Genomic DNA, 4875 nt, shown 5'->3' on the forward strand with positions numbered 1-4875 from the left:
CATTTAGGTTATAAATTCTCATCTTCTTACTCTCCTGATACATTAAAAGTCCTAAAAGATAATCAGAAGAAAGTGCTCTCAAACATTATAGATCTTGGCAACCAAAAAGAGATAGATGCTCTTTTAATTTCCGGCGACCTGTTTGATACCCCTAAAGTATCAAAGGAACTTGTATCCTTTGTTAAAGAAGAATTTGAAAGGGCAACCTTTAATATATTTATTATATGCGGAAATCATGACCCTAAAATCGTTGACGGGATTTTTAACACTGAAACATTTTCAGAAAATGTTTATATATTCCCTGAAGGAATGAGCGTTAAAAAATTTGATGATTTTGATATATGCGGTATATCTTTTTTGGGACCTCATAAACTTGATAATTCACTAAAAGATTATAAAATAGAAAATAAAGATAAATTAAATATTATACTTTCTCACGGAGATTTGATAAAAGAAAGTTATTATAACCCTATGACTCTATCTGATATAAAGTCAAGCGGTGCGGATTATGTTGCTTTGGGGCATATTCACGCAGAGTGTGACATTAATAATGAAGGCGGCACATATTATGGTTATTCGGGTACACCTCAGGCACTTACTTTCAATGAAACCGAAGAAACATACGTAATTTTGGGTGAAATAAAAAAAGGCTTTTTAAAGTATGAAAAAATTAAGGTATGTGAACATAATTTTAAAGAGATTACTATAAAAGCAGACCTTATAACCTCACTTGAACAAATAGTTTCTCTGATTAAAAATGAAATTTCAAACTTCAATATATCAAAAACCCTTTTTAAAATTAAATTTATAGGATATATAGAAGACAACCTTTTACTCGATGAAGAATATATTATAAACGAACTTATAAAAGATTTACTTTATATAAAAATTGATTTTAATCTTACAAAAAAATATAATATTGAACTTATTAAGAATGAGCAGTCGGTAAGAGGTGAATTTGTAAGAAACGCTTTGGAGCATCTTTGCGATAAGGACGAAGATTATATATTAAAAGTTATTGAGTACGGGGTAAGCCGATTATGATTATAGATAAATTATATTTAAAAAAATTCGGTAAATTTGAAAATAAAGAAATTGATTTTTCCTCTCGCCTTAATATATTTATGGGAAAGAATGAGGCAGGAAAATCAACTATTTCAACTGCCCTTAAAACTTTTTTCTATACCGAACTTAACGGCGGATGTAAATATAAAAAGAACTATATTCCCTTAGGCGAAGAAAAGGGACTTTTTGATGTATCCTTTACCCTGTCTGACCAGAGCAAGTTAAAAGGGCTTGTTACTTTAGGAAAAACCAATGCAAAAACTTTAGTAAAAGTTATAAATGAAAATTCAGGCGAAGAATTAAATATTGATTCTAAAAAATGTGGGGAGTATTTTTTTAGTTTAACTGAAGAAATGTTTGATTCGGTTTGCTTTATAAAAAGCCTGGAAGATATTTCGATGGCAGTCAAAAAAAGAGATGACATTCATGACAAACTCTCTAAAAGCGAGAATAACATTTTTGATGTTGATTTAAGTTCTGTCTTAAAAGATTTGAAGGACACACTTAATCTATACGCAAGAAAAACCGACACAGGAAAAATCTTTCCTCTTGAGGAAAGACTAAATGAGGTCAACCTTTCAATTGATAAACTTGTTGATATAAGAAATTCTTTATCTGAAATTGATGAAAAGACCGATATTTTGGAAAAAGAGGAAAAAACTATTTCTAAAAACCTGTCGGCATACAAGGAAAAGGAAGAGTACTTAAAAATTTACAAAGAATATAAAAAAGCAAAAGAACAAATCAGGTTACAAAATGATATAGAAAATCTTAAAAATGAACTTAATACTAAAAATAATGAGTTTACTCTCATTCCCGAAGAAGAACTAAAAAAATTAAAGGACTATGAAAGCGTAGATTTAAAACCTAAAAAAGTTCTAATGTTTGTTCTTCTGGGGCTTGGTATTATAACCGTATCAACTGCACTTTCATTTTTAAATATTTTCTTTTCGGCATTTTCTTTGTTAGGCGCTTTATTTTTTATTATTTCTTATAAGAATAAAAAACTTAATGAAAACATATTAACTAAAAAGTCAGAATATGAAGCCTGTCTTAACAAATATAATATAAAAAGCGTTGATGAATATAACATAAATAAGGAAAATCATTTAAAAGAAGAAAACGAAAAAAATCTTATTAAACAAAAAATAGAATTTTTAGAAGCAAAAAAAGAGCCATTTTCGGAAGAATATTCATATAAAATTTTAAACGAGCCTACAGACAGCGAAGAAACTTTAAAAGAAAAGATTGCATCCGAAGAAAAAAGGCTTACTGAAATTACAATATCCAAAAATGCACTTTTGGAAAAAAAGAAAAACGCATTTAACAATATGCCTGACTTTTATCTTTTAAATGAAGAGAAAAAAGACTTGGAGGAAAAAATCAAAAAGTTAAAAGAGGAAGAAGAAATTATAGCCGATACCCTTAAGATTTTTACTCTTACAAATGACAGTTTTAAATCTTCCTACATTCCATATCTTAACAAAGAGGTAAAAAATATTTTATCCGAAATAATGGACGAAAAAATAGACTATTTTAATATAAAAGACGATTTATTATGTGAAATACGAAGAGTAGATGAAGAAAATATAATTCCTAAAGAAAATTTTTCAAAAGGCACAGATTCTCTTATCTACTTCGCCTTAAGGCTTGCAATATATAAACTTATATCAAAGGATGAAAAAATCCCGTTGATTTTAGACGATTGTTTTTTAGAAATTGACGATAATCGTTTCGAAAAAATATTTGATTATCTTATAAAAAATGTTGACAGTCAGATTATATTTTTTACATCTCAAAAAAGAATTTTTGATTTACCACTTGCAAAAGACTATGTAAATAGGTTATAATATAGTGTATTGTATTTTAATATACAGGAGGTAATTATTATGCTTTTTAAAACTAAAAGTGAACTTGGAATGATTTGTGTACGCGATAAAGCAATTAAAACTATTGCAAGTCATATCGCTTGTTCCTGCTACGGTGTTATAGGCCTTTCTCACAGAAGAACAAAGAAGAGTTTCTTTGACACAGGCGATAATATTTCTGATGCTATTAAAGTTTCGTATAATAACGGTCTTATCATTGATATACACATTTATGTTTCATACGGTATGAATATTCAAACCATATCCAACAATATTTTAGAAACATTATCATATACCTTAAATGACTCTTTCGGTCTTAAGGTTAATAAGGTCAATGTTCATGTTGACGGAATAAGGATGGACAAATAGTTATGAATATATTAAAAGGTGATTTATTTATAAATATGCTGGTTTCAGCATCGAATAATCTTGAAAATAAAAAAGAAGAGATTAACAGGCTTAACGTGTTCCCTGTTCCTGACGGAGATACAGGTACTAATATGAGCCTTACTTTCTCTAAAGCAACAAAGGAAATCTGCGATATGCAAGGTTTACCCGTTTCAGAAATATGGGCAAAACTTTCTTCTGCATCTTTAAGAGGTGCAAGAGGTAACTCAGGAGTTATTTTATCTCAGTTTATAAGAGGTATCGCAAAGGGATTTAAAGAAAAAGACGAAGTCGATATTGAAACTCTTGCCCTTTCCTTTCAATCAGGCACAGAGTCTGCTTACCGTGCAGTTATGAAACCAACCGAAGGTACAATTTTAACTGTTATGCGCGGTCTTTCAGAAAAAGCGATGGAAATTTATCCTGAATGTGAAACTGTAAGCGAATTTTTTAATAAAGTTATAGAAAACGGTAATAAAGTTCTGTCTGAAACTCCTGAACTTTTACCTAAACTTAAACAGGCAGGAGTTGTTGACTCAGGCGGTATGGGGCTTATGGTTATTTTAGAGGGTATGAAACATTACCTTGATAATAACGAAATTATGCCTCTTTTAGAAAACAAAGAAAGTGTGGAAGAATCTCAGGCAGGTCAGTATATAGAAGATATTACTTTTGGTTACTGTACCGAATATATAATAGTTAAAGAGCACAGAGGGGCTGAAATGTTAAAAGATAAACTTAAACAAATCGGTGACTGTGTTGTAGTTGTTGAAGACGATGAGATTGTTAAAGTTCACGTTCATACTGACGATCCGGACAAGGCTATCGGATTTGGTCTTAAAATCGGTTCTTTAATAAATATTAAGATTGACAATATGCGTCATGAAAACGAAGAACTAAGAAAAAAGGAAGAAGAAAGGCTTAAAAAAGAAAAAACCAAGTACGGATTTGTTGCCGTTGCCGCAGGCGAAGGTTTTAAATCTATTTACGAGGAACTTGGAATTAAAGGTGTTATCTCAGGTGGTCAGAGTATGAATCCGTCAACTGACGATATCCTTAACAAAGCCAAAGAGGTAAACGCAGAAACTGTTTTTGTATTCCCTAATAATAAAAATATTATATTAGCAGCAGAACAGGCGAAGAAAATCTTTGAGGGCGAACTGATAATTATCCCTACAACGAGTATGGCTCATGTTTTCCCTGTTATGATGGCTTATGATGAAAGTCTTAATAAGGAAGAACTTGAACAAGGCTTTTTAGAACTTTTAAATAATGTTAAAACTGCCCAGATTACTTACGCTGTCCGCGATTCTATGGTTAATGACATAGAAATTAAAGAAGGCGATATTATGCAACTTGTTGAAGATAAAGTTGTGGGAGTATCAAATGATATAGAAGAAGGAATTTTAGAATCAATTGCAAAAATAGTTGATGACGAAACTGAAGTTATCACAGTTTATGCAGGAGAAGATATCAAAGATGAAGACCTTGATAAAATGGTTGCAAAACTTGAAGAAAAATATCCTGACTGTGATATTACTCCATACAGAGGAGA

General features: G+C 30.6%; 3 protein-coding genes and 1 pseudogene (1 of these 4 cut by a window edge). All 4 read left to right on the forward strand.

Going from position 1 to position 4875, the window contains the following annotated elements; genetic code table 11:
* Positions 1-1044, forward strand: a pseudogene (locus E7419_07835) (hypothetical protein) (it extends 339 nt beyond the left edge of the window).
* A complete protein-coding gene (locus E7419_07840; protein MBE7015092.1) occupies positions 1041-2915 on the forward strand; it encodes a hypothetical protein in 1875 nt (624 codons plus the stop codon). Before E7419_07835 ends, E7419_07840 begins: the two are co-directional and overlap by 4 nt.
* A 39-nt stretch (positions 2916-2954) precedes the next feature.
* Positions 2955-3302 carry an Asp23/Gls24 family envelope stress response protein gene (locus E7419_07845; GenBank protein ID MBE7015093.1) on the forward strand — a complete coding sequence of 116 codons (348 nt, stop codon included), beginning with the start codon at positions 2955-2957 and terminating at the stop codon, positions 3300-3302.
* Positions 3303-3304: 2 nt separating this feature from the next.
* The coding region (locus tag E7419_07850) for a DAK2 domain-containing protein (protein MBE7015094.1) at positions 3305-4875 on the forward strand (1571 nt) is incomplete at its 3' end.

It is taken from the genome of Oscillospiraceae bacterium (assembly GCA_015068525.1).
Taxonomy (GTDB): Bacteria; Bacillota; Clostridia; order UMGS1840; family HGM11507; genus SIG450.